This is a genomic window from Rodentibacter haemolyticus (assembly GCF_015356115.1).
In the GTDB taxonomy this organism is placed as follows: domain Bacteria; phylum Pseudomonadota; class Gammaproteobacteria; order Enterobacterales; family Pasteurellaceae; genus Rodentibacter; species Rodentibacter haemolyticus.
Genome location: NZ_CP063056.1, coordinates 2,090,161 through 2,115,741, shown reverse-complemented (window position 1 = coordinate 2,115,741; position 25,581 = coordinate 2,090,161). Strand labels below are relative to the sequence as shown.

Annotated in this window: 18 protein-coding genes, 1 tRNA gene, 3 rRNA genes and 1 pseudogene; 6 read left to right on the top strand and 17 right to left on the bottom strand. The window is 42.5% G+C overall.

Annotated elements, in window-relative coordinates:
• Positions 1-544: 544 nt before the first annotated feature.
• Positions 545-2,500, bottom strand: a complete 1,956-nt coding sequence (locus tag IHV77_RS10140; RefSeq protein ID WP_194813276.1) for a site-specific recombinase — start codon at positions 2,498-2,500, stop codon at positions 545-547.
• 366 nt (positions 2,501-2,866) lie between these two features.
• Here IHV77_RS10140 and tesB point away from each other — a divergent pair, with 366 nt between their 5' ends.
• Positions 2,867-3,727, top strand: coding sequence for an acyl-CoA thioesterase II (tesB, locus tag IHV77_RS10135; protein WP_194811833.1), 861 nt, complete (start codon positions 2,867-2,869; stop codon positions 3,725-3,727).
• A gap of 583 nt (positions 3,728-4,310) precedes the next feature.
• Here tesB and rrf read toward each other — a convergent pair.
• From rrf to IHV77_RS10115, 4 genes are all read right to left on the bottom strand, one after another.
• Positions 4,311-4,426 (bottom strand): 5S ribosomal RNA (gene rrf, locus IHV77_RS10130).
• 186 nt (positions 4,427-4,612) lie between these two features.
• Positions 4,613-7,621: ribosomal RNA gene (locus tag IHV77_RS10125) — 23S ribosomal RNA — on the bottom strand.
• A gap of 212 nt (positions 7,622-7,833) precedes the next feature.
• Positions 7,834-7,909: transfer RNA gene (locus IHV77_RS10120), tRNA-Glu, on the bottom strand.
• A gap of 96 nt (positions 7,910-8,005) precedes the next feature.
• Positions 8,006-9,539: ribosomal RNA gene (locus IHV77_RS10115) — 16S ribosomal RNA — on the bottom strand.
• The 16S, 23S and 5S rRNA genes sit together here with 1 tRNA gene alongside, the layout of an rRNA operon.
• A 418-nt stretch (positions 9,540-9,957) precedes the next feature.
• On the opposite strand from IHV77_RS10115, the gene IHV77_RS10110 reads away from it, so the two are divergent.
• On the top strand, positions 9,958-10,779 hold the full coding sequence (locus tag IHV77_RS10110) for a DUF5718 family protein (protein WP_194811832.1): 822 nt from the start codon (positions 9,958-9,960) through the stop codon (positions 10,777-10,779).
• Positions 10,780-10,819: 40 nt separating this feature from the next.
• On the opposite strand, the gene birA is transcribed toward IHV77_RS10110, so the two are convergent.
• On the bottom strand, positions 10,820-11,725 hold the full coding sequence (gene birA, locus IHV77_RS10105; RefSeq protein WP_194811831.1) for a bifunctional biotin--[acetyl-CoA-carboxylase] ligase/biotin operon repressor BirA: 906 nt from the start codon (positions 11,723-11,725) through the stop codon (positions 10,820-10,822).
• 131 nt (positions 11,726-11,856) lie between these two features.
• Between birA and guaB the strand changes: the two genes are divergently transcribed.
• The 4 genes from guaB to IHV77_RS10085 all read left to right on the top strand — a co-directional run bounded on the left by guaB (position 11,857) and on the right by IHV77_RS10085 (position 16,722).
• The gene (gene guaB, locus IHV77_RS10100) at positions 11,857-13,320 is read left to right on the top strand and encodes an IMP dehydrogenase (RefSeq protein WP_194811830.1); all 1,464 of its coding nucleotides are present in this window, start codon (positions 11,857-11,859) and stop codon (positions 13,318-13,320) included.
• A 90-nt stretch (positions 13,321-13,410) separates the two neighbouring features.
• A complete protein-coding gene (locus IHV77_RS10095; RefSeq protein WP_194811829.1) occupies positions 13,411-13,671 on the top strand; it encodes a hypothetical protein in 261 nt (86 codons plus the stop codon).
• Between the two features lie 77 nt (positions 13,672-13,748).
• Entirely contained in the window at positions 13,749-15,320 is a 1,572-nt protein-coding gene (gene guaA / locus IHV77_RS10090; protein WP_194811828.1) for a glutamine-hydrolyzing GMP synthase, read from the top strand.
• A gap of 202 nt (positions 15,321-15,522) precedes the next feature.
• Positions 15,523-16,722: a tyrosine-type recombinase/integrase gene (locus IHV77_RS10085; RefSeq protein ID WP_194811827.1), complete on the top strand. Its 1,200-nt coding sequence runs from the start codon at positions 15,523-15,525 to the stop codon at positions 16,720-16,722.
• A 39-nt stretch (positions 16,723-16,761) separates the two neighbouring features.
• On the opposite strand, the gene IHV77_RS10080 is transcribed toward IHV77_RS10085, so the two are convergent.
• The 11 genes and pseudogenes from IHV77_RS10080 to IHV77_RS10030 all read right to left on the bottom strand — a co-directional run bounded on the left by IHV77_RS10080 (position 16,762) and on the right by IHV77_RS10030 (position 25,543).
• A complete protein-coding gene (locus IHV77_RS10080; protein ID WP_194811826.1) occupies positions 16,762-17,268 on the bottom strand; it encodes a hypothetical protein in 507 nt (168 codons plus the stop codon).
• On the bottom strand, positions 17,261-17,626 hold the full coding sequence (locus IHV77_RS10075) for a hypothetical protein (RefSeq protein WP_194811825.1): 366 nt from the start codon (positions 17,624-17,626) through the stop codon (positions 17,261-17,263). Before IHV77_RS10075 ends, IHV77_RS10080 begins: the two co-directional genes overlap by 8 nt.
• Positions 17,627-17,642: 16 nt before the next feature.
• Positions 17,643-17,795 (bottom strand): hypothetical protein, encoded by a 153-nt coding sequence (locus tag IHV77_RS10070; protein ID WP_194811824.1) that lies wholly within the window; start codon positions 17,793-17,795, stop codon positions 17,643-17,645.
• Between the two features lie 2 nt (positions 17,796-17,797).
• Positions 17,798-18,124: a hypothetical protein gene (locus IHV77_RS10065; protein WP_194811823.1), complete on the bottom strand. Its 327-nt coding sequence runs from the start codon at positions 18,122-18,124 to the stop codon at positions 17,798-17,800.
• A complete protein-coding gene (locus IHV77_RS10060) occupies positions 18,121-18,414 on the bottom strand; it encodes a hypothetical protein (RefSeq protein ID WP_194811822.1) in 294 nt (97 codons plus the stop codon). The genes IHV77_RS10065 and IHV77_RS10060 overlap by 4 nt, the downstream gene beginning before the upstream one ends.
• A gap of 93 nt (positions 18,415-18,507) precedes the next feature.
• Positions 18,508-19,416 carry a hypothetical protein gene (locus IHV77_RS10055; RefSeq protein ID WP_194811821.1) on the bottom strand — a complete coding sequence of 303 codons (909 nt, stop codon included), beginning with the start codon at positions 19,414-19,416 and terminating at the stop codon, positions 18,508-18,510.
• Positions 19,417-19,419: 3 nt separating this feature from the next.
• Complete coding sequence (locus tag IHV77_RS10050; RefSeq protein WP_194811820.1) at positions 19,420-19,803, bottom strand: hypothetical protein; 384 nt, start codon at positions 19,801-19,803, stop codon at positions 19,420-19,422.
• A gap of 2,030 nt (positions 19,804-21,833) precedes the next feature.
• A pseudogene (locus IHV77_RS12120) lies at positions 21,834-23,622 on the bottom strand (host specificity protein J); the annotation flags it as partial.
• A gap of 4 nt (positions 23,623-23,626) precedes the next feature.
• On the bottom strand, positions 23,627-24,292 hold the full coding sequence (locus tag IHV77_RS10040; RefSeq protein WP_194811819.1) for a tail assembly protein: 666 nt from the start codon (positions 24,290-24,292) through the stop codon (positions 23,627-23,629).
• The gene (locus tag IHV77_RS10035; protein ID WP_194811818.1) at positions 24,235-24,981 is read right to left on the bottom strand and encodes a C40 family peptidase; all 747 of its coding nucleotides are present in this window, start codon (positions 24,979-24,981) and stop codon (positions 24,235-24,237) included. Before IHV77_RS10035 ends, IHV77_RS10040 begins: the two co-directional genes overlap by 58 nt.
• Before the next feature lie 40 nt (positions 24,982-25,021).
• Positions 25,022-25,543, bottom strand: coding sequence for a phage antirepressor N-terminal domain-containing protein (locus tag IHV77_RS10030; protein ID WP_194811817.1), 522 nt, complete (start codon positions 25,541-25,543; stop codon positions 25,022-25,024).
• Positions 25,544-25,581: the final 38 nt, after the last annotated feature.

Genomic DNA, 25,581 nt, shown 5'->3' with positions numbered 1-25,581 from the left:
ACTATACTTTCTTAGTAACAATAAAACAACTAATTTTTATCAAGAAATAAACATCAAAAAAGTGCGATTGAAAGTGATAATTTTCAAATGTATAACATTGAAATAATCTGATTTTGTGAGGCTTTAGTAATATCTTATCCCGCACATAACACTGTATTTTTTTATTGACACCAAAGCAGAAAATTTGACTTTCTCAAATGAACCCCGTTATACCCCCTTACGAACGGATGCACTAAAACTACGGCTAGATTACCATTGGGCTCACTTATCACATTCTCAGAAACGCAACCTTATTAATTTTTTAGATGCAATGAGCAATAAATGAGTATTGATTTCCAAAGAAATTGAAATTTAGAACAAGGGGCTAAAATAAATTAGCCCCTTTCTCTATTTATCAAGCTGAACCGGTAAAAGAAAAGTAGGGTGGGCAACAAGTTGCCCACCATTGAAATTATCTCTTTGAATCGGTGGGCAAAAAATTTGCCTACCCTACGCAATCGTTGTTTAACAATATTTGTGCAATTGCTGCATAATACCGTTTTTTCTATTGTTCAAGTTGCATTGGTAAGAATAAACTCAATGGGCGTTGTTTTATGATGCGTCCTACTTCACGCCAAATTGCCCACCAACTCTCAATTTCCGTATTCAAAGAACGTAATGCCAACCAAAGCGTTAAGGAAAAACTGACGATTAAGTTGACCAAACCGATCAATAGCACAAAGGCAATACATTGTAATAAAAATATAGCTTCAAAATGCCCACTTACGGCAATATAACCAACGTTAGCGGAAGAAAAAGCTACGTGGCGAATATCTAACGGCAAACCGGTTAAATAGCCGACAACGCCGGTTAATCCAAGTAAAAGACCAAAACAAAGATTCCCTACAATTGAGCCATAATTTTCGTGCATATAATCGGCAAGTTTAGCGCGTTTCGCCTCACTCATCACGGCTTTAAGAAGCGGATGCTGACGTAAGCGCATACGCACGTTCAAATAATTACTGCGATTATCGAAGTAACCTGAAATAATCCCGGAACAGAATAGCCAAACACCGGCAATCGCCGCAAACCATAAGGTTCCGGCAAGGGGATCTATGCTGTGCAGTTGGTAATAAATTTGAGATTGATTCAGTAAGCCTTCACCCGTTTGATGTTGATAACCGAAAGCGATTAACGCTGCCAATGTCATCGCAACTATCACGTTCCCTAACACGGCTACACTTTGCGAACGAAATACATCCACCAATAGCTGTGCCAATTTCATATTCAAGATTTTATCTTGTGAATTCCGCTCCACCGCTTCGGCAAAACGGGCGGCAGTCATCGCCGGTTGTTTGGTCGCTACGGTAAAATGCAGCATAAAAATTAATGTAAAACCTAAACCGTAATTTAGCCCTTCGGCAATTCCCCTCCAAACCTTATCATCAATCACACTGCCTAAATAGATTTTAAATAACGCCATCAATGCAATCAGCACGCCACCGCCGGCGGCAGAACAAAACATCGCCCAATATTCTTTTTGATTACGCGTAATATAATGTTCACCATGATCACCTGCATTTTGCGTAATACTACGGGCAATCAATTTTGAACTTTGTTTCCATAAACGGGAAATACTATGCTGTTCCGCAGCCGCCCTCGCAAAACACCCGACCAAGAGTAATATTCTGCGTGGCAAATAGCGGTTTGATACAAAGATCGCCATCAATTTTTCTAATCGTTCAAGAGTTTGCGAAAGACGTTCTAATAAATAAGCAACGTGAAGTGAGGAGCCCACGATAGCACCACGTTTTTGCAAGCGCTCTATTAACTGCTGACATTGTTCGAACATTACTTGCAAATGGCTGTCATCAAATACTTCTCCTTGGCTGCGTGCTTGTAGCCAATCCATCATCTCCCGATGTAATGCGACAAAAGGTGAATCTGCATTTAACAAGGAAGGTTCCATACGCATCAATTCCGGTTCCATATCTTCCGCGGCAATCCAAATGGAAAGCATTTTAATGGCAAATAAACCTTCATTTTGAAAATGGCTATACAGGCGTTCACGATCTCTTTTTTCCGTATAGCGTGCTAATAAGCCAAACAAGGCACGCCATTCTTTCAACGGAACGACATCAATCCAACGAGCATCATTTTTATCATTAAACAATAAATAGAAAATATCACGCAGGTCATTTGTATCTTTGAAAGCCGGATTAAAACGCTCGTAAATACGCGTTTTCATTTCTCGTGAAAAGCCCTCTCGCGGCAAAAGACCACTACTAATAAAAAGCGGATATAAACGCAAGCTACATAGTCGGTCAATCAATAATGTAGCCACTTTATGCCCTAATTCACGATCCTGTTTTAAAATTCTTTTAATTAAGCGGAGATTCGGCACGATTTGTTCCGTTGCACTTTCACGCAACAATCGGATTAATCCCTCAAGCAGCCCAAAGGCATTTCCCTCTGTGGTTTGTTCACGAATAAATTGCGGTAAGGTTTCAGGCTTCACAATACATTTATTCAAGTTATCTTTCCTCTTCTCTTTACAAAAATGCGCTATTATACAGATTTCGGTGAAATATAAGAAAAAGTGCGGTCGATTTTAACGATATTTCGGTATTATGTATCACTTGCACAAAGAGAATTTTATCTCCGAGATTTCTTAGGGTAGGATGTCGTTAGGCGAAACCGTAACGCACCGTTTCATCATTAAATTTTGTTACTTAGTGAGTTACGGCTTCGACTAACGCAACTTATAATGTTTTGTTACAAGTGATACATCATACCGAGTATTTTTTCCCTTTTATCTCCGGTATTTTGGTATCCCTACAAAACTCCGCTAAAATAAACCGCACTTTTAACCGGCTTGGAAAAAACAATGTCAAATACGCTTAATCAATTAATTGAACTTTTAAAATTAGAAAAAATCGATGATTTAATCTTTCGCGGAGAAAGCCAAGATTTGGGGCTTCGTCAAGTTTTTGGCGGGCAAGTGGTGGCACAAGCTCTCTCTGCAGCAATGCAGATTGCACCGGAAGATCGTATTTTACATTCATGCCATGCGTATTTTCTTGCTCCGGGCGACAGCCAATATCCGATTATTTATGATGTGGAAACCTTACGTGAAGGCAGAAATTTTTCCGCATTACGCGTGAAAGCCATTCAACATAAAGAACCTATTTGCCACATCACCGCCTCTTTCCAAACACCTGAAGAGGGTTTTGATCACCAAAGCACAATGCCCGATGTCGGGTTACCGGAAAGTTTTATTGATGAAAATGAAATGCGAAAAAAACTGGCGCTAAACTTGTCCAGCCCATTGAAAGAAAAATTTTCCGCCAAGCAACCTTTTGACGTACACACAAAATATCTAAATAACCCGTTTAACGGAATAACATTACCGGCGGAACAATATGTGTGGTTTAAAACCCACGGCAATGCGCCGCTTAACTTGAAAATTCAACAATGTTTACTCGCCTATTTTTCAGATTTTCATTGTATTTTGACCGCACTTCACCCTCATCAAAAAGGTTTCTTACAACCAGGTATGAAAGTTGCCACTATTGATCACAGTATTTGGTTTCACCGTCCATTCGATTTAAATCACTGGCATTTACATGCAATTGAAAGCAATAATGCCCTTGGCGGGCGTGGTTTGGCACGCGGGCAAATTTTCTCACAAAGCGGAAAATTGATCGCAACCACACAGCAAGAAGGTTTAATTCGTTATCAAAAATAATCACATTTAAAGCAATAATTAAAACTGAATTTTGGAATAAAGTCAAAGATGCCTTACAAGAAAGCAATTCACAGAAAAAATACGAATATGTCGATACACTTTATGACAAACTCTTGCCTGTCATAACCTTAAATGAATTAGCCGATTTTCCTCAATTGAGTGTTGAACAAAACACTTACTGCTGTCTTTGACTTTGATTTCCGTGATATCGATGAGACAACTTTCGTTCGGTTGGTTGGCAGTGAAATTCCGTTGTAATGGGTTTGGCGCGATATTGCCAACCTTACCACGGTAAGCACGGTATTTTCTCACCAAGTTTGTGTAAGATTTTCGTGATAGTTAAAATAAAATTCAACGACTTGCTGTTTGAACTATTGGCTACATTTAGTCATAAAAATCTATCATCAAAGGATTGATTAAAAATAAATAGGACAGAGACATCAGGGGGGAGTATTCAACGCGCATTTTCACTCTCGGTAAGTAAAAGAAGGGGTAAAAAGTAAGTGAGTCTAAGTAAGTGATGAGCCCAAAAACAAAAACCCCTCGAACTTTATCAGTCCAAGGGGCTTGCTGTTTTATTTGAACCCGGCGGTGCCCTACTCTCACATGGGGAGACCCCACACTACCATCGGCATTACGGCATTTCACTTCTGAGTTCGGTATGGGGTCAGGTGGGACCACCGCACTATCGCCGCCGGGATAATTCTTCGATAACCTTAATTCTCTCTCTTCTCTACCTATCCGTTCTTCATTTCCTTTTCTTCGTCTTCCGTCTTATTTGACTTCATCCGTTTTATTAAATTGTCCACAAGCTGAAAAATCTTTCCTGAACGCTCTTAAGCTTTCTTATTTAGTTAATCCGCTCCAAAAACACTTGAGCGTTGTATAGTTAAGCCTCTCGGGCAATTAGTACACCTTAGCTCAATGTCTCGCAACACTTACACATGGTGCCTATCTACGTCTTAGTCTTAAACAACCCTTACAGTCTTAAAGACTGGGAGAACTCATCTCGAGGCAAGTTTCGTGCTTAGATGCTTTCAGCACTTATCTCTTCCGCACTTAGCTACCGGGCAATGCGTCTGGCGACACAACCCGTACACCAGTGGTGCGTCCACTCCGGTCCTCTCGTACTAGGAGCAGCCCCTCTCAATTCTCCAACGCCCACGGCAGATAGGGACCGAACTGTCTCACGACGTTCTAAACCCAGCTCGCGTACCACTTTAAATGGCGAACAGCCATACCCTTGGGACCTACTTCAGCCCCAGGATGTGATGAGCCGACATCGAGGTGCCAAACACCGCCGTCGATATGAACTCTTGGGCGGTATCAGCCTGTTATCCCCGGAGTACCTTTTATCCGTTGAGCGATGGCCCTTCCATGCAGAACCACCGGATCACTATGACCTACTTTCGTACCTGCTCGACTTGTCCGTCTCGCAGTTAAGCTTGCTTATACCATTGCACTAACCTGACGATGTCCGACCGTCATTAGCAAACCTTCGTGCTCCTCCGTTACGCTTTGGGAGGAGACCGCCCCAGTCAAACTACCCACCAGACACTGTCCGAGAACCCGTTTCGGATTCTTCGTTAGAACATCAAACGTTAAAGGGTGGTATTTCAAGGCCGACTCCACGATAACTGGCGTTACCGCTTCAACGTCTCCCACCTATCCTACACATCAAAATTCAAGGTTCAGTGTCAAGCTATAGTAAAGGTTCACGGGGTCTTTCCGTCTAGCCGCGGGTACACCGCATCTTCACGGCGATTTCAATTTCACTGAGTCTCGGGTGGAGACAGCCTGGCCATCATTATGCCATTCGTGCAGGTCGGAACTTACCCGACAAGGAATTTCGCTACCTTAGGACCGTTATAGTTACGGCCGCCGTTTACTGGGGCTTCGATCAGGTGCTTCTCTTGCGATTACACCATCAATTAACCTTCCAGCACCGGGCAGGCATCACACCCTATACGTCCACTTTCGTGTTTGCAGAGTGCTGTGTTTTTAATAAACAGTTGCAGCCAGCGGGTCACTTCGACCGGTTCAACCTTCGTGAGTAAATCACTACAATCTACGCCGGCGCACCTTCTCCCGAAGTTACGGTGCTATTTTGCCTAGTTCCTTCACCCGAGTTCTCTCAAGCGCCTGAGTATTCTCTACCTGACCACCTGTGTCGGTTTTCAGTACGGTTTAGTAAAGCCTGAAGCTTAGTGGCTTTTCCTGGAAGTGTGGTATCGGCAACTTCTTGTCCGTAGACAATCGTCATCAGCTCTCGGTGTTAAGGATGTCCGGATTTGCCTAAACTTCCCACCTACGACCTTAAACAAGGATTTCCAACACCTTGCTTGCCTAACCTGCTCCGTCCCCACATCGCAGCTTTACCAAGTACGGGAATATTAACCCGTTTCCCATCGACTACGCTTTTCAGCCTCGCCTTAGGGGCCGACTCACCCTGCCCCGATTAACGTTGGACAGGAAACCTTGGTCTTCCGGCGAACGGGTTTTTCACCCGTTTTATCGTTACTTATGTCAGCATTCGCACTTGTGATACGTCCAGCAAACCTCTCGATTCACCTTCTTCCGCTTACACAACGCTCCCCTACCCAACAGGATAAATCCTGATGCCGCAGCTTCGGTGCTATATTTGAGCCCCGTTACATCTTCCGCGCAGGCCGACTCGACTAGTGAGCTATTACGCTTTCTTTAAATGGTGGCTGCTTCTAAGCCAACATCCTAGCTGTCTAAGCCTTCCCACTTCGTTTCCCACTTAATATAAACTTTGGGACCTTAGCTGGCGGTCTGGGTTGTTTCCCTCTCCACGACGGACGTTAGCACCCGCCGTGTGTCTCCTGAGTATCACTCTTCGGTATTCGCAGTTTGCATCGGGTTGGTAAGCCGGGATGGCCCCCTAGCCGAAACAGTGCTCTACCCCCGAAGGTGTCCGCTCAAGGCTCTACCTAAATAGATTTCGGGGAGAACCAGCTATCTCCCGGTTTGATTGGCCTTTCACCCCCAGCCACAAGTCATCCGCTAATTTTTCAACATTAGTCGGTTCGGTCCTCCAGTTAGTGTTACCCAACCTTCAACCTGCCCATGGCTAGATCACCGGGTTTCGGGTCTATACCTTGCAACTATATCGCCCAGTTAAGACTCGGTTTCCCTTCGGCTCCCCTATGCGGTTAACCTCGCTACAAAATATAAGTCGCTGACCCATTATACAAAAGGTACGCAGTCACCCCATCACTCAATCCCACTGCTTATTGGGGATGGTTGAATTTTTGCTTCGCAAAAATTAACCATTAAAGTGCGGTTATTTCCTTTGGAATTGCTACCACTCAATACGATTGAGTGATGGGGCTCCCACTGCTTGTACGTACAAGGTTTCAGGTTCTATTTCACTCCCCTCGCCGGGGTTCTTTTCGCCTTTCCTTCACAGTACTGGTTCACTATCGGTCAATCAGGAGTATTTAGCCTTGGAGGATGGTCCCCCCATATTCAGACAGGATATCACGTGTCCCGCCCTACTTGTTGTCAGCCTAGTACCACAATGCACTATTCGAATACGGGACTATCACCCTGTTTCGTTCAACTTCCCAGTTGATTCTTCTTAATACACTGCTATCACTGACGGCTCCTCCGCTTTCGCTCGCCGCTACTTACGGAATCTCGGTTGATTTCTTTTCCTCGGGGTACTTAGATGTTTCAGTTCTCCCGGTTTGCCTCTTATTACTATGGATTCATAATAAGATAGTAGATTCTTCATCTACTGGGTTTCCCCATTCGGATATCTCGGATTATACGCCTCTTATCGACTCATCCGAGCTTTTCGCAGATTAGCACGTCCTTCTTCGCCTCTGATTGCCAAGGCATCCACCTTGTACGCTTAGTCACTTAACTATACAACCTCAAGTGTTTTTACAATTTCCGTTTAACACTTAAGCCGTTACTTAATCTAACTAAACACTTGATTGCTTTTGTTCAATCAAGATTTTTACTACTCAGACTTGCTTGTCTCAGGGCTTTCGCCCCGACAGAAGTCTCTTCAGTTTTTCAGCTTGTTTCCAATTTGTTAAAGAACAATAAGATTTCCCGTTAAAGTTATCTTTAATTGGCGTCCCCACGGGGATTCGAACCCCGGTTACCGCCGTGAAAGGGCGATGTCCTAGGCCTCTAGACGATGGGGACATCAATTAAAGATACTCTTACTTAATCTTTTCTGCTCTCTTTTGTCTACAATCCATCAGCCAATCTGTGTGAACACTTGCTATCGCTCGCTATAGGTAAGGAGGTGATCCAACCGCAGGTTCCCCTACGGTTACCTTGTTACGACTTCACCCCAGTCATGAATCATACCGTGGTAAACGCCCCCCTTACGGTTAAGCTATCTACTTCTGGTACAACCCACTCCCATGGTGTGACGGGCGGTGTGTACAAGGCCCGGGAACGTATTCACCGCGACATTCTGATTCGCGATTACTAGCGATTCCGACTTCATGGAGTCGAGTTGCAGACTCCAATCCGGACTTAGACGTACTTTGTGAGATTCGCTCCGCATCGCTGCCTCGCTTCCCTCTGTATACGCCATTGTAGCACGTGTGTAGCCCTACTCGTAAGGGCCATGATGACTTGACGTCATCCCCACCTTCCTCCGGTTTATCACCGGCAGTCTCCTTTGAGTTCCCGACCAAGTCGCTGGCAACAAAGGATAAGGGTTGCGCTCGTTGCGGGACTTAACCCAACATTTCACAACACGAGCTGACGACAGCCATGCAGCACCTGTCTCTCAGTTCCCAAAGGCACTCCAATATCTCTATCGGATTCTGAGGATGTCAAGAGTAGGTAAGGTTCTTCGCGTTGCATCGAATTAAACCACATGCTCCACCGCTTGTGCGGGCCCCCGTCAATTCATTTGAGTTTTAACCTTGCGGCCGTACTCCCCAGGCGGTCGATTTATCACGTTAGCTACGGGCACCAAGCTTAAAGCCCAATCCCCAAATCGACAGCGTTTACAGCGTGGACTACCAGGGTATCTAATCCTGTTTGCTCCCCACGCTTTCGCACATGAGCGTCAGTACATTCCCAAGGGGCTGCCTTCGCCTTCGGTATTCCTCCACATCTCTACGCATTTCACCGCTACACGTGGAATTCTACCCCTCCCTAAAGTACTCTAGCTACCCAGTATGAAATGCAATTCCCAGGTTAAGCCCGGGGATTTCACACCTCACTTAAATAGCCGCCTGCGTGCCCTTTACGCCCAGTTATTCCGATTAACGCTCGCACCCTCCGTATTACCGCGGCTGCTGGCACGGAGTTAGCCGGTGCTTCTTCTGTAATTAACGTCAATGACTGTGGGTATTAACCACAATCCCTTCCTCATCACCGAAAGAACTTTACAACCCGAAGGCCTTCTTCATTCACGCGGCATGGCTGCGTCAGGGTTCCCCCCATTGCGCAATATTCCCCACTGCTGCCTCCCGTAGGAGTCCGGGCCGTGTCTCAGTCCCGGTGTGGCTGGCCATCCTCTCAGACCAGCTAGAGATCGCAGGCTTGGTAGGCCATTACCCCACCAACTACCTAATCCCACTTGGGCTCATCTTATGGCAAGAGCAAACGCCCCCTTTAGTCCATAGACATTACGCGGTATTAGCTACCGTTTCCAGTAGTTATCCCCCTCCATAAGCCAGATTCCCAAGCATTACTCACCCGTCCGCCACTCTCACAAAAAGAAGCAAGCTCCTTCCCGCTACCGTTCGACTTGCATGTGTTAAGCCTGCCGCCAGCGTTCAATCTGAGCCATGATCAAACTCTTCAATTCAAGTTCAATCGCTCAATAAATACTGACTAAAAAATTATTCACCTTGAAAAATAAGGTAAAAATGAATCTCAAGTTAAGCACCTATTAAGACTTCAAAATTAAAAATTATTTTAAACAAGTCAATCAACAAGTGCCCACACAGATTGTCTGATACATTGTTAAAGAGCCATTCGCCAATTCAAAACAACACGCTCAAAATAAGGCGAAAATAAAACGACGCACTGCAATTTTAAATCCTTCACAACAGTGCGTCGTTGTGTGGTGCGCATTATAGGCAAAAATTTTTGTCTTGCAAGGGATTTTTGTAAAAAATTTTAATTTTTTTGTTATCTGTTTAAATGTTAGACGGTTAGATTTGTTTTTAGACAAAAATCAGGATAAATTTAAGCGATCACACTATTTTAAATAAGGAGATGATATGAATTTTGAAAAGATGATTGGTTTCGGTGTTGCCGGAAATTTTGCCGGACATTTAGAACAAGCGGGGGAAGCCAATGACTTTATCGCCATAAAAACAACAAATGCCATTCAACCTAAAGCAATTTTTCCATTCTACGTGCCTAGTGAAAAAGCCGGCTTCCTTTCCGTTTACCCACTTAGCCATCAATATATTCGTTTTCCTGAAGGAGCAGATAATTTACAAATTGAGCCGGAAATTGCCCTTATTTGTGAAGTCCAATATAAAGAAAGAAAAGTCTCAGCGATCATTCCTCGTTATTTCGCCGCTTACAATGATTGTTCCATTCGCCGTCCTAATGCGAAAAAAATCTGTGAAAAGAAAAACTGGGGAGCGGAATCGAAAGGTATCTCAACGAATTTATTGCCAATCATCTCTTTTAATAAGGGAAGTGATATTGATCATTACCGCATTGCAAGCTTTCACAAACGCAATGGAAAAATGAATACTTATGGCGTGGATAGCCCTGCCGCAGAATACAGCTATTTCCATCAAGAATTATTGGATTGGATCGTAGATCGGATGAATAATCAACCGGATGAAGGACCAATGAATCACATTGCATCATTACTTGAAACTGCGGGTTATCCGGCTCAAACCGTCATCAGTATTGGGGCGACACGCTACACACCATTTGGAGAAACACACTTTTTACAACCGGGCGACACTGCTATTGTTGTCGTATATGACGGCACGAAATATCAAGCGGCACAAATTGAAGAAATGGCACGTTCAGAACGATTTCCGCAAGATATTTCCGCATTAATTCAGCAAGTTATTTAATGCAAAGTGCGGTCGAAAAATGCAATGTTTTTTGACCTCACTATTTTTTTCGAAGTGAAACTTCGCCACCATTAAAGGTTTTTAACTCATTTCCGGAAAAAACCTGCAAGTACCCGTGTGAATCAATACCCTGTTCAATCCCTGAAATCACACCCTGTTCCGTAATAACATTCACCTTATTGTGAAAAAAGGCATTATGCGCCTTCCATGTTTGTTGAAATTCCCTATCAATCCCCTCCTTTTCAAAACGTTCCAAACGTGTATAAAGATGCCGTATCAGTTTTGGAAATAAAATTTGACGATCTGCATTATGATTAACTTTGCGCAATTCCGCGCAAGGTTGATTAATTTCAGTTTGTGCCGGTAATGACACATTAATGCCGACACCAATCACCAAATTTATCAATCCGTTTTTATGATTAGAAATTTCGACCAAAATGCCGCCGAGCTTTTTTCCATCTAACAAAACATCATTCGGCCATTTTACTTGTGCACCAAGCGTTTCAGCAATTGCTAATCCCACAACAAGGCTTAACCCTTCAATAGATTGTTGAGGCTCGAATGCCCAATAAAAGCTAAAAATCATTTGCCCGGCAAAGGGAGAAATCCATTGGCGCCCACGCCGCCCTCGCCCTACTGTTTGAAATTCCGCAAGACAAAGATCACCTTTTTTTAATTGCGGAATATTTTGCAAAACCCACTCGTTTGTTGAAGAAATAATGGGTTGATAATGCACTTGGTAAGGAAAAAGAGCGGTTGAAATTTGTCTTGAATTTAATAGAGGCAGCTGCGGTACTAAACGATAATATCCCGCATATTTTTCTATTTGTAATCCTTGTGCTCGAAATTTTGCCAAATCATCTTCAATATTTTGTGAAAACATTGCCAAATTCGACCGCACTTTCGGCTGACAATCCGCCAAATAATTCAGTAGTGATAAATTCATCTTTTTCTCCTAGGGAAAACCTTTGCAAATATAGCACAAAATCAAAAATTTTCGTTTTCAAAATGAAGTTATATCTGTATAATCCCGCCGCAATATTTTTTATCATAACTTTCAACAGCGAGAATATTGCGATGCTTAGAATCAAACAAGAAGCCCTTACTTTTGACGATGTATTGCTCGTCCCGGCACATTCCACCGTGCTTCCGAATACTGCCAATCTTTCAACTCAACTTACTAAAGAAATTCGTTTAAATATCCCAATGCTTTCCGCTGCGATGGATACCGTAACGGAAACGAAATTAGCCATTTCTCTTGCACAAGAAGGCGGGATCGGTTTTATTCACAAGAATATGACGATTGAACGTCAAGCGGATCGTGTTCGTAAAGTGAAAAAATTTGAAAGCGGTATCGTATCTGAACCGGTTACCGTTTCACCGGATTTAACGCTTAAACAACTGGCTGAATTAGTAAAGAAAAACGGCTTTGCCGGCTACCCTGTGGTCGATAACGAGAACAACTTAATCGGCATCATCACCGGTCGTGATACCCGTTTCGTAAGAGATTTAAACAAAACCGTTTCTCAAGTAATGACGAAAAAAGATCTCTTGGTTACAGTAAAAGAGGGAGCAAGCCGCGAAACGATTTTAGGCTTAATGCACGAACACCGTGTAGAAAAAGTACTAATGGTGGATGATAGCTTCAAGTTAAAAGGAATGATCACCGTTAAAGATTTCCAAAAAGCCGAGCAAAAACCTAATGCCTGTAAAGATGAATTCGGTCGTTTACGCGTTGGTGCGGCAGTAGGCGCAGGTCCCGGTAACGAAGAACGTATTGATGCATTGGTTAAAGCCGGCGTGGACGTTCTTTTAATTGATTCTTCTCACGGTCATTCCGAAGGGGTATTACAACGTGTGCGTGAAACCCGTGCTAAATATCCGAACTTACCAATCGTAGCCGGTAATGTGGCAACGGCTGAAGGTGCAATTGCCCTTGCCGACGCAGGCGCAAGTGCGGTGAAAGTCGGTATCGGCCCAGGTTCAATCTGCACAACCCGTATCGTAACCGGTGTCGGTGTACCGCAAATCACTGCCATTGCAAATGCTGCAGAAGCATTAAAAGATCGTGGCATTCCGGTGATTGCGGACGGCGGTATCCGTTTTTCCGGTGATATTGCCAAAGCCATTGCCGCAGGCGCAAGCTGTGTGATGGTCGGCTCCATGTTCGCCGGTACGGAAGAAGCTCCGGGTGAAATCGAACTTTATCAAGGACGAGCCTTTAAATCTTACCGTGGAATGGGTTCACTTGGCGCAATGGCGAAAGGCTCATCAGATCGCTATTTCCAATCCGATAACGCCGCCGATAAACTCGTACCGGAAGGCATTGAAGGACGTATTCCATACAAAGGTTACTTAAAGGAAATCATTCACCAACAAATGGGCGGCTTACGTTCCTGTATGGGATTAACAGGCTGCCCGACTATTGAAGATTTACGCACTAAGGCAGAATTTGTACGCATCAGCGGGGCAGGCATTAAAGAATCGCACGTCCACGATGTGACGATTACTAAAGAAGCACCGAATTATCGTATGGGTTAACAGTGGGAGTTTTTCCAGTTTCTTAAAGTGCGGTTGAGTTTTACTACATTGTTGAAGAAACTCAACTGCCTTATTCAGGATAAATAGTCTATGAAAAAATTAACATTCCTCATAACCGGCCTTTTCCTATCAGCTTGTGCTAATGACTGGTCTTCAAGTGGTGTACCTGATATGTACGAAGGTCAATCACAGGAAAGTGTGCTAAAAGCATTGCAAAAAAATAACTGGATTATTAAAAAACAGCATACTGATGAAAACGGTAATCTATATTTAATGGCTCAGGGTAGACCGACAGAACAATTTGCAGAACTTTTTGGAGCAAACTGCCGTCAGGGTTCATTTGCGATTTAAAAAAAAGAAGGATTACAAGTTCTTGAAGTATCAGCCTGCCAAGAAGTAAAAAAATAGTTTAATTAATAGAGAATTTTATGAACAACATCCATAACCACAAAATCCTTATCCTCGACTTCGGTTCCCAATATACCCAACTTATCGCACGTCGTGTGCGTGAAATCGGGGTTTATTGCGAGCTTTGGGCGTGGGACGTTACCGAAGAACAAATCCGTGAATTTAACCCGACCGGTATTATCCTTTCGGGCGGCCCTGAGAGTACTACTGCAGCAAATAGCCCACGTGCACCGGAATATGTATTTAACGCAAGCGTGCCTGTGCTTGGTATCTGCTACGGAATGCAAACAATGGCAATGCAATTAGGCGGTTTAACAGAAACTTCGGATCACCGAGAATTTGGTTACGCTTCCGTTTCTTTAGAAAATTCGACCGCACTTTTTGCTAATCTTAACGATAACTTGACGGCTTCCGAGCCTAAATTAGACGTTTGGATGAGCCACGGAGACAAAGTAACCCGTTTACCGCAAGGTTTCCAAGTAACAGGCGTAACACCGACTTGCCCAATTGCGGCAATGTCAGACGAAAATCGCCGTTTCTACGGTGTGCAGTTCCACCCGGAAGTCACCCACACGAAAAGCGGCTTGGAATTATTAACCAATTTTGTGGTAAACATTTGTGGTTGTGAAACAAAATGGACCGCAGAAAACATCATTGAAGATGCCGTTGCCCGCATTAAAGCACAAGTGGGTGATGATGAAGTAATTTTAGGATTATCAGGCGGTGTAGATTCATCAGTAGTCGCTTTATTGTTACACCGTGCAATTGGTAAAAACCTACATTGTGTATTTGTAGATAACGGCTTGTTACGCTTAAATGAAGGTGATCAAGTGATGGAAATGTTCGGAAATAAATTCGGACTAAACATCACTCGAGTCAATGCAGAAGATCGTTTCTTAAACGAACTCGCCGGCATAAATGAACCGGAAACAAAACGTAAAATTATCGGTAAAGTGTTTGTGGATGTATTCGATGACGAATCGAAAAAGCATCCGAATGTGAAATGGTTGGCACAAGGCACAATCTACCCTGATGTAATTGAATCTGCCGCCAGCAAAACAGGCAAAGCCCACGTCATCAAATCTCACCATAATGTCGGTGGATTACCGGATTATATGAAACTCGGTTTAGTTGAGCCATTGCGTGAATTATTCAAAGATGAGGTCCGTAAAATCGGTTTAGCATTAGGTTTACCGGCTGAAATGCTGAATCGCCATCCATTCCCCGGCCCGGGTTTAGGGGTTCGTGTACTAGGTGAAGTGAAAAAAGAATACTGTGACTTACTCCGCCGTGCCGATGCGATCTTTATGGAAGAATTACACAAGGCAGATTGGTACTACAAAGTCAGCCAAGCCTTCACTGTATTCTTACCAGTGAAATCTGTAGGTGTGATGGGTGATGGTCGTAAATACGACTGGGTTGTTTCACTTCGTGCCGTAGAAACGATTGATTTTATGACCGCACATTGGGCACACTTACCTTATGACTTGTTAGGAAAAATCTCTAACCGTATCATTAATGAAATAAGCGGCATTTCACGTGTGGTATATGACGTATCGGGCAAACCCCCGGCAACGATTGAATGGGAATAAAAAAACCGCTTTTCATCATATTTCAATTCACTTCAAAAATAGCCAGAAGCCCTGTGATGACAGGGCTTTTCTATTTCACTTCATTTCACGACATTTCATATTATTTTATTTTTCTTTCGGTAAAATTGACGGTATAGCCTTGCTCTTATTGATAAAAAGATCGAAAATACCGTCAACTTAACGACGGTAAAAGTAACGTAAAATGCTAACGGATACGAAAATCAAATCTCTTAAACCAAAAGACAAGCTTTATAAAGTAGCGGATCGTGACGGTCTTTACGTGACTGTATCAACTGCTGGCACCATAACATTTCGCTATGACTACCGCATTAACGGCAGGCGAGAAACACTGACTATAGGCAAATATGGTGCTGATGGCATTAATCTTGCTGAAGCGCGTGAACGCCTGATGGTGGCTCGTAAAAAAGTCAGCGAAGGTATTTCCCCTGCCAACGAAAAACGCAATGAAAAAGACTTAATCCGCAATGCAGATCGATTTTCTGCTTTCGCTGAAAAGTATCTTGCTGATGTACAGCTTGCCGAGAGTACAAAGGCTTTACGTATTGCTACCTATGAGCGTGATATAAAATCGAAATTTGGCAATCGATTAATGACAGAAATTACGACAGATGAAATCCGCCGTCACTGCGAGCAAATCAAAGAGCGTGGCGCACCATCTACCGCTATCCTTGTCCGTGATTTAATTGCTAATATCTATCGCTATGCTACTCAACGTGGGCATAAATTCTCAAACCCTGCTGATGATATAGCCAATTCATCAATAGCCACATTCAAAAAACGAGAGCGCACTTTAACACCAAAAGAAATTCATTTATTTTTTACCGCACTTGAAGAAACACAATCGGATTTTGCCTTAAAAAAAGCAGTGAAATTTATCTTGCTTACGATGGTGCGAAAAGGCGAACTGATCAATGCTAAGTGGGACGAAGTGGACTTTAAAAATAAAGTATGGACTATCCCAGCAGAGCGTATGAAAGCAAAACGTGCTCACAATGTGTATTTGTCCGAGCAAGCACTTGATTTGATTGTAGCGTTTCAAATTTACTCGGAAGGCTCGCCATATCTTTTACCGGGGCGAGTTAATCGCAGACAACCAATAGCCAACAGCTCTTTAAATAGAGTGATTGCAAAGTGTATTGAGTTTATTAATAAAGACGAGCAGAGAATTGATGATTTTACCGTTCACGATTTACGTAGAACTGGCTCTACCCTACTTCACGAAATGGGATTTAATACTGATTGGATTGAAAAAAGTCTTGCACACGAACAACAGGGAGTACGCGCAGTTTATAATAAGGCTGAGTATAGCGAACAACGTAGAGATATGTTGCAACAATGGGCCAATAAAATTGATGAATGGATTCGCGGCGAAAATCTTTAGGTACAAAAAGTGCGGTAAAACTACCGCACTTTATCCCGCTTATGCCGTACTCGGCTCTACTTCAATTGTATCTCCGATAACATTTAATGGGTAAATGATAAAGACTCTATTTTCTTCAAAATAGCCTTCGTTATTTTCTTGCCCGTATCGAGATACCTTCATGCTGTTAAACATAAGATTTTGTTCAGATAATTTTACTGGTAATCGTTCAAAAAAGGCGTCACCGAGTTTCCGGTCAATTTCTTCGGTTGCTCCGTTACGATAAATTTTCGATGTCGAATAAACGTCAACTTTGGCAGTCAAGCCAATAAATTCGCTTGGGATATTTAGATTAAAGTTCGCGTGACTATCCGTAATCCCTGCTTTTAATTTAACATTCAAGATATAACCTTTCGCTGTAGGGGTTGCTGACATTTCAGGCTTGCCCGAATTTGATGCCGGTAATCCTTTAAGTTTTTTAATCTCATTTTCGAGATTGACAATATCTTTTGCTACGTTATATGCAAACATTGCATTTACTGATTGATTTTTATTGGTTTTAGCCATTTTTTAACTCCTGTTTTGCTTGATTATAGGTAGTGAGTAAATCAAGATTTATCTCTTGTTCTAACGCGGTGATTTTCCCATTTAACTCAGTGAGTTTTTGAGTGATTGCCACCGCTACGTTGCTATCCTCTTTGAGCTTATCCGCAATTTCTTTCAGTGTGTCTAGACTTTCGTCCAACTCGCCACCTGCTAATTGATTGCGTAGCCCATTAATTGCTTGGGTAATTTCCTCTCGCACTTGTGTTAAATCAACCTGTGCCGGTTGATTGATTAAATCATCAATGCGCTTGGTTAGCGCTTTAATATCTGCGCCTACCGCTTGAGCAAATAAAACTAATTTTTGTGTGCTTTGACTCATTTTTTCTCCTACGTTGTTAAATTTTTGAAAGTTTATAAAGGGTTAATAAATCAGGGATATTACATTGCTCTTGTTCATCTTCTTTTGGCAACAGAGCCATTCCCTCTTGCCCGATTAATTCAAGCTCAAACTCCTGTATTGTGAGTGCCGGGATTTCAATCTCATCCATTGTTAAACCCTCGTTTGGTCTTTAATGAGTTTAATTTTTCCCATCAATAATGTGCGCCGCTTACCTTGCAGATCGATGAGCTGTAAATCATAATTTGCGATATCCCATTCAGCGCTTTCAGTTGCCTTGTGCGGGAAATGCACTAATAAGCTATCAGGATAAATTTCAATTTCACCGGTGCGATTTGATAGTTTAATAACAGGCTCGCTATCCTCATCTTCTCTTGCGTGCAGGTCGAATCGACAGCCCATCAAATCTACCGGTGGCACTAAACGAAAACGGAGCGAATAATCATCGCCCCGTACAAATTGAATATCTTGTTTTTTCATACCAGAATTTGCCCTGTTTCTTTGAGGTGGGTATAAATCCGATCTAACATAATTTGCTGCGGCGATTTGCCGAGATCGTCTTTCGTCAGCGGTGCATTACTCAAAGTTTGTGCTGCGGTTGCCTCAATGTATTTGTATTCGCTGATAATCGGTGTAAAGTCGGTGACTGCCCCCTCATTATCCGAACCTGTGCCAATCACATATTTGGCATTAATTGCCCCGTCATCTTGAGTTGAATAATTCGCAATTGCCGAATACATTGGATTTAAAATTTTGTTAAATGTCGTCATAAGACTCTCCTGTGTTATAGATAATAAAAAACCGCACGTAAAAGTGCGGTCGGTTTGAATGATTTTTAATCCATCATATTTATCCAAGATAAATTAAAATTCAGCGATTAATAATATAGGATTTATAATACTATCATTAGTATATTCATCACTAGCTTGAGATGGAAAAGCTCTTTTTTGTTTTGGTATTACGGAAAACTCAGTGAATGCAGTAACCGAGACCGTTCCATCTTCCGCAATTGCTGGTAAAATTTCTCCTGACATAAAATGTCCTCGCCCCCCGGCATACTGATAACAGCTATCAAAATACCCAAGCGGTGTCATTAATACATATTCATTTGCATTAAGCTTCGTTGTTAACGCCCTACTATAATAATCATTGATCTCATTCGTATCAAATTTATTGCTACTAAAAGAGCTTATTCCCGTATGATGTATACGTATCTGCCTCGCATAACCATCTGTGCTGTTGCAATATTTACAGTTTCCGTTTTCATCATAGACTGCAATCCCATACTCAGGGATATTATCTATTTTTTTTAGCGGGACAACTATTTTTAATCTAAGCCTTGCATTTTGAAGGTTAGCCTTATCCCTCAGCCCATAATAGAGCACATCTTTTAGTTTTACACCCTCCCAAGGCGTTTTATATCCGGTACCTGAATCGAGAAAATATCGCTCAATATTGCTCACTATTCTTATCTGAAAATGGTTACCTTTTTTGCGAATGACAGGTCGGTGATAATTAAACACGCCTTTATGCTTAGTCCCTCCCCATGATGCAGTTCTAATACCGTCAAAATACTTAATGAAATTTCTATTTGCGAAAACAAGCACTTCATCTTCGGAATAATCATTTGTATTTAAAATCTCGGTGTTAGGTAAATCCCACCAACCTTGAGTTAATTGACCCGAAACGTCAATGTCAAGAACAGTTACAAGTAATTTTTCATCGGTCATTGAAAAATTTTTCCCAAATAGATGTATTCCATATTTATCCATAACTCACCCCAAAACTAAAACTGTAATATTATTACTGTACGGTCTATTTCGACAGCGCACCCACTCCCAATGAACGGTTTTTCCATCGATTCGGAATTTCGGTAATAAACTATCATTTCCAAATGCAAAATCGCCAGATACGGTATAGAGTGCAGTCAATACGTTGCCCTCATAAGATCTGCTCCCATTCTGTCCGTACGGTACTGTAAATTTATCGACAAGCAAAACAGTTTTGTTTGCAATATCAAAAGTCTTTCCGTTTTCATAGACTTCTATTCCGTACATTTCGCTACCACCTTTTTGTAGTTTTTTATTTTTTCTTTTTTTAAAAAAGAAAGCCGTAGTAAAAGCTACGGCAATAAAAACAATCATCAACATATAAATCATCGTAATTTTCCTATTTTAAGTCTCGGTCTTCCTTGGATATCATAAACAATAATTTGGTTATTATTTATGACAAGCCCAACATTACCTTGATTAGCTCGCATTTCCATTACGCCATCACGTCCAACTTTAAATCGATTATTGATATTAATCGAACCACCTCTAATATCTCCCAAATCAGCACTAATAGCCGACAAGTGACTCACATTCAGCTTATCGACAGAAATCGATTTAGAGACAATATGCCCGCTATTAATACTATTTGCCGCAATATGTCTGGCAGCTACCACACCTGCCGCAAGCTGATTAGCCGTAATGGCATTAGCAGCAATTTGCTGAGTGGTGATACTTTGCGTCACAATTGAGCCACCATGAATCGCAGTAACACCGGCATTCTGCCAAGGGCTTGGGCTTTTGGTATGTTCGGTGCATTCTTCGAGCATTGGACGGCGAATAGCAATAAATGGGGATTGGTTTGCCCCTTCCGCCCACATATTTATGATAAGGCGATAATTGGCGTTATCACCTGTCGCTTTGAAAATAACAAAAATACGTCTGTCATTTTCGATACCGGTGTCAATATTGTTATTACCATAACCGCCATTTACTCCGCGCCCGCCCCAAGAACGTTTGATTATTTGAACTGCACCTTGCTCAATATTTAAATCAGTAAAACTCCTATGCCCACCCACATAAGCAGAAAAGCAATAATATTTATTTTTTACCAATTTAATATCTTGATAAAGCCCACCAAGCCTCACATTACCGACATTCAGATTTTTTCGTTCGAGCTGCCATCTGAATTTTAATTCGGTTGGTAAATATGCGCCGCCTTGGTAAATCCCTGTTTCGTTGTCAAATCGCCAACCGTTGTTATCAATATTTTGAGTATCAACATACATAAACCAACCGTTCCCATTATTAGCAAAAATCGGGTTATACAGTAAATTCCCACCAAGCCCAATGGCAAGTTTGTCCGCAGTTAACTCCCCTGCGGCCACGTGATTTGCTCTCACCGCACCGGCTTGTAATGCACCTGCACTCACCGAGTTCGCAGCAAGTTTATCGGCAACTACTGCCCCGGCCGCCAATTTTGCTGTTGTGACCGCACCGGCAGCAAGTTGATTTGCCTGAATGCTACCGTTGATTTGGTTAGCATTGATATTTTGAATTTGACCGCTATTTACTTTGCCGATAAGTTTTGCCGTGTTCAAGCTCTCGATCTGATCGCTTGTCATTTTTCCGACAATATTTTCGACAGGAATGCGGCTAATATCCACATCATTGACTTTGTATTGATGACCGTCCCATACGTAGAGTTTGCCATCAACGGTGTTATGTACCTGATGATAGCCTATGTACTCATCAACATTCAGTCTATCAACGGTTTTAATCATCTCCAATTGACGAGCAGGCATTGCTGTGCCAAAGACTTCATTGATAATATTTTGCCCCAATTTTTCATTGAGCAATTTCAATTCTTCGTCAATATCGACCGCACTTTCGCCCCGTAGTCCTTCTTCTTGGTAAAACGGTCCGTTATTTTGCCCGCGGGTATGGCGTAACCAATAATAGTGGACTTGTTTTGCGCCGACTGCGTGGTTATAGGTTCGGGCATTGACTTTGGCAAGACGTTTAGCTTCGGCAAATTTATTCGTTTCTGAAGCGAAAATTTCCGTTTGCGTAATGTCGTTAACCCAATCCCATTCCAACGTGATTTCGCCCAATCCGCCTGTAATGCGCACACCTGTCGGTGCAGGTGGTTTATCAACAGTAAAGGTTTGGGATTTTTCACTAATCAACTGCCCTTTGCCATTTTTGGCATAAATAATCAGCTGATAATCTCCGTTAGGTAAATCATCAAGCGTTAAATCCGGTGATTTTAATCCCTGTTTAAAGAGATAGAGACGACCCTCTTTGAGCAATTTTATATCGTAGGTCACGACACCTTCACCGCCCGTGGTTTCAGCCTTAATATAGAGTTTGCCATCAAAACCTGTGGCGACATCCAAATGGGTCAATTTCGGGTAGCGATGTAAGGTGGTTTCTTTCGGTTCAAATTTCGCCCCATTATCCACGATCGCTTCTTTCTGCGGTTCGTGTTGCAGAGCAGTGATGGTGTATTTGCCTTTTTCTTCTTCCTTCACAGTCAATGCGCGGAATAATTGCGAATTGATTTGTTGGGTTGATAAAGACCAAACACCGTATTGGTTTAAGCCCACAGGTTCACGATCTAAGGTGATAGTTTTACCTGAGACGTTTAAAATCTTAATGTCCTGATGTTTGGCTTCACTATTGATATAAGTAAAATAGCTTTGCCCGTTGATTTCAATTTCCCGATCTAATTCCACCTTTTTGCCATTAATGGCTAATACCCGTCCGCCAATATTCGTGCCGGCATAATCCACATCAGCCACTTTAATAATGTCGCCCGGTATATGCATTAACCCTTCTGAACCCACAGTAAAGGTGACTGTTTTGGTTTCGAGTTTTTCGGTTTGCAACAACCATAAGCCGGTGCGGTGTGCTTGTCCGCGTGAGGTACAGCCGAATGCCGTCACTTTTTTGACATTTAACCCATTTTTTCTGATGGATTCATCGTCAGAGACGTATTCAATGGTTTTTTCGTAAGCGTTATCCTTATCCGCATATTCCACCTGAATCGCATTATGGCGGGCTTTTTTGGCGGAATAAGCATAGGTAAACTCACCATTTTCAACATTGGCGTTGGTATAGGTCCACACCGGATCGGTAGGTCTGTCCATTACCACGGTGAGTTCCTGTCCCGTTCCATACCGGCATTGCTCTGAAAATGGAGCAAATGTCGTTGATAACATCATAAGCGGAACGCTGCTCTGTTATCCACGCATTACAAGTAAAACGAGGTTCTTTGCTGCCAAAACCATCCGGCACAAGTTGATCGCAATATTGCGCCACTTGATACAACGTCCATTTATCCGCACCAAATTCCCCCAAACGTTGCCCTAAACCATAACGTTTGTTTGTCACAATATCATACAGCACCCACGCAGGATTATCAGACCAATCGATTTTAAACGTACCGTCCCACAAGCCGTTATATTGACGGGTGATGGGATTGTAATTTGACGGCACTTTAACCTTAATCCCTTTCACATCATAAGTGCGGTTAGGGATGTTTGAAAAATACTCCGAATCAAATTGCACACCGATTAATGCGGTGTTCGGGTAAGTAAATTCGGTATCGATAATTTCCGTGTAACTCGCCCACACCGTATTATTCTGTAAGCGTTGTGATGTGCTGTCATCGGTATTGCGCTCAACTCGCACCCGAAAAGGCACAGGTGGCAAACGTGCAAAGGTGTGTTGTTGTAAATATTGTGAGCTGTATTTACCACTAATCGCAATCGGGTAAGACTGCTCGCCAATATACACCGTTAAATTCACCGCTGTTCCGTTGGTATCGCCATTATCCTCTTGTTTAAATAACGATTGCACGCCTAGCGTTAAACGCAAGCGTGACACTTTAGAATCCGTTACGGTACGGGTGATCGCCGTTTTTTTTCGCACTTGTGTACTGACTGAAATTTCTTTTTCAGAGGTATTAAACCCTGAAATAATACCTTGCGCTTGCGAACCAACCCGCCCTTCAAGTTCCAGATTATTGAAATTGTAAGAGCCGTCAGTGTTTTGAACCGGCGTATTATCAAGATAGACCGAACGCATCCCATCGGCTAAACCTGCAATTTCCCCTTCCGAGATAATTTCAACGATTTTGACAAACTGCTTACTACGACCGCTTTCTTTGGCTTCAACAGGCGTATGTCCACCACCTTTACCCATAAATTTATCTCCTTACAAAAGCACCTACCGGACGGCGATTATTCTCACTGTCATCTTTTGACTCATTCACATCTACATCAACTGTTTCAACCCCCTGCGAAATTATCAGAGACCCGGTACGAATTAACCCATAAGCCAACGGCACCGGGCGACCTTGTGCGACTAAATTTCCCAAGTTAGAAAATGAGGTAGATTGTTTTTTTTCTTTATCATCTCCCCTTCCGCTATCAAAACCAGGCATTTTTGTTAGCATTTGTGACACACCGCTCAAAATCATTGAAGCACCAGCCATAAATGCCATTGTTGCCATTCCGTATCCACTCGCTCCTAAATAAGCCCAACCCGCTGCACCACCGGCATACCAAGAAGCTGCGATTAAAACTGCACCGACAACAACGTTAAATAACCCCGCTTTCTTCGCCCCTTTCAGCACCGGGGTAAAATGCACCGTTATGTTGTCCTTTAACCGATAGAACATCCCTTTTTCCACATAGCGGCTATCAAGATAATCTTTCCCAATCCTCACTTTAAATAAGCCTCGTTGTAAAAAATGGCGTAGGTTGGGGATTTGGGTTATCAGCGCACGAATAATTTCAGCGGTATTTTCCGCCTCTAATTCAAACTCAGTGCCAAACTGTTTAAGGGCACCGTAAAATTTAACCTTGACCATTGTTTAAATCTCCAAATACTATGGGTGTGTTTAAGCCAGTAACCGTCATAAAGATCACGTTTTGATAAACGTTTAGGTGCGTGGTGTAACACCATTTGATCGCCTACATAAATCGCCGCGTGGTTCGGCACATCTGCCCCAACCTGAATTAAAACTACATCGCCGATTTGTAGCTCTTGCGGATCGGTTATTCGCTCAAATCCCTCTTTTTCGATGTTGTCAAGATAGAGGTTAAAGCCATCTTCCCACCAATAATCATCACGTTCGTAATGCGCCATTTCATAGCCCGCGAGGCGATAGAAATCACGGTAGAGTGTGTAGCAATCCATTTTGCCGTGATGAAATTCACGCCCGATAAGCAGCGGGATTTTCGGGAAAAGGTGAATTTGTTCATCACACACCAGCCAAAAATCCAACTGGCAATATAACTGCGTTTGTAAATCCGCTTGAGATAACACCGGTTTGCCATTCGGGTGCGAGTGCACCAGCGCCAAAACTTCACCCAAGTCTTCCGCTTTTAGATAATCATCCGGTGAGATTTCAAAATGGTTTACCGGATTGCCCGCTATATTCTCACAAGGCAAAAAGTGCGGTTGGCTTTCCCCTTGTTTTAAAACAACAAAACCGCAACATTCGTGCGGTTCTTTGGATTTGGCGTAGGTTAAGATCTGTTGTTCAATCTCGTTCATCTTTGCTCCGTAAAAAAACGCACATAAAAGTGCGGTCAATTCAAAACGCAAAATTCAGTTGTTCCATTCTTTCTAATCGTCGCACACTATCTACATAATTGTGCTTTTCCATCTTTCGCTTTTGTAGTGCTCTTCCAGCTTCACTGCCGCGTTTTTTAGACACGCTTTCATTTTCTTCCAATTCTTCACGTTGTTGGCGAATATCTTCCCATTTTGCCACGCCCAACGTCCAATAATCCCATAGCACTTCGTAGCAATCTTTTTGATATTCAATGAGCTTGGCTTTAATTTCAGGTTTAACACGAGAAGGATTTACCCCAAATAACCATCCATTGAGATAGTAAAGTGGCAAACAAACCGCATCTTGTTCCCCACCATTTGAAGGTATTCGTATTACACGAATACCTTGTGATAAAACTTCATTACGCTGTAAACGCTCAAATTGTGCGTGCCAAACTAAACCGATATTTTCAGCAATTTGTTTCATCGGAACATAAGGCTTGTTTTCATGATTAATCACTAAAATATCCAAGCCTAAAAAATTTGCTTTTAATGTTTTCACATATCCTCCTATTGAATTTCAGGTAATAAAAAACCCCG